Annotated in this window: 1 protein-coding gene; it reads right to left on the bottom strand. The window is 54.4% G+C overall.

Translation table 11 applies throughout. The features are described from left to right. Positions 1 to 223 precede the first annotated feature (223 nt). On the bottom strand, positions 224 to 961 hold the full coding sequence (locus AC0L3D_RS36730; RefSeq protein WP_473647537.1) for a gamma-glutamyl-gamma-aminobutyrate hydrolase family protein: 738 nt from the start codon (positions 959 to 961) through the stop codon (positions 224 to 226). Positions 962 to 1041: the final 80 nt, after the last annotated feature.

The raw sequence follows: 1041 nt of genomic DNA, 5'->3' as shown, positions 1-1041 counted from the left end.
ACAAATTCGGCGAGTTCAGATATGGCTCGCACTGGGGAGCTCCAATAGATTGCGTTCTGTGGCGAATAAAATGGCCTCCTAAAATGGAGGCTTGAAATGCGGGGACGGCTTTGTGCTTATTCGTTTTTGCTCCCGGTGAGAACCACGGTGATGTTTGGCCGGCTTGATAACGCTTCGAGAGAATTTGCGTCTGAGACAGCGTACGCGTGGTGGGTACCGCACTTCATGCGGGCTCCCTTTCAATCCAGCTGCAAGCTTTTACGAAGTTATCAATCAGATGACGACAGGCGGGCTCATTCTCATACATGCATTCTGGGTGCCACTGTACGCCGATTACAAATGGCCGGCCGGGTGCCTCGATCGCCTCGACGACTCCATCATCGGCGCGCGCGCAAATCACGAATTCAGAGCCCAGCCGTTTGACTGCCTGGTGATGATAGCTGTTTACCCGGAATGACGAGGTTTGCTCGCCACAGAGGCGCCATAGGAGCGAGTCGCGCTCCACTTGAACCTCGTGAACCGTTTGGTCCAATGATGTGCCGTCGCGATGGTCGAACACATTTGGAACCTCATCGAGGGTATGCGGGTAGATTGTACCTCCGGCTACGACATTCAAAATCTGCATCCCCCGACAGACGCCGAGAACAGGCATGGACCGATCGAGCGCTGAACGGGCCAGTGCGAATTCGAAGTGATCTCGCTCCGGGATTATTCGCTGAACAGCCGGATGCGGAGCTGCGCCGTATAGTTCCGTCGGAAAATCTCCGCCACCAGTAAGCACGAGACCGGAAATGAGGTCCAGTATCATGCCCACTTCTTCTGATTTGATATAGGGCAAAATAAAAGGGAGTGCGCCGGCTCTCTCGATTGCTCGCACATAGTGAACGGAACAGAAATAGCCTTCCTTCTCAACGTCGAAATTGCTGACGATACCGATGACCGGTCGCGTGTGCTTTATCATGGTGGACGGTCCTCAAACACACGAGAAGAGCTTGCGCTCCATGGTGGTCAGGCGTTCTGGGCCTTGCTCCGTCACCAGGA

It is taken from the genome of Mesorhizobium sp. WSM4837 (assembly GCF_055811435.1).
The sequence above is the reverse complement of the archived record's forward strand: the minus strand, read 5'-3'. Positions and strand labels throughout refer to the sequence as shown.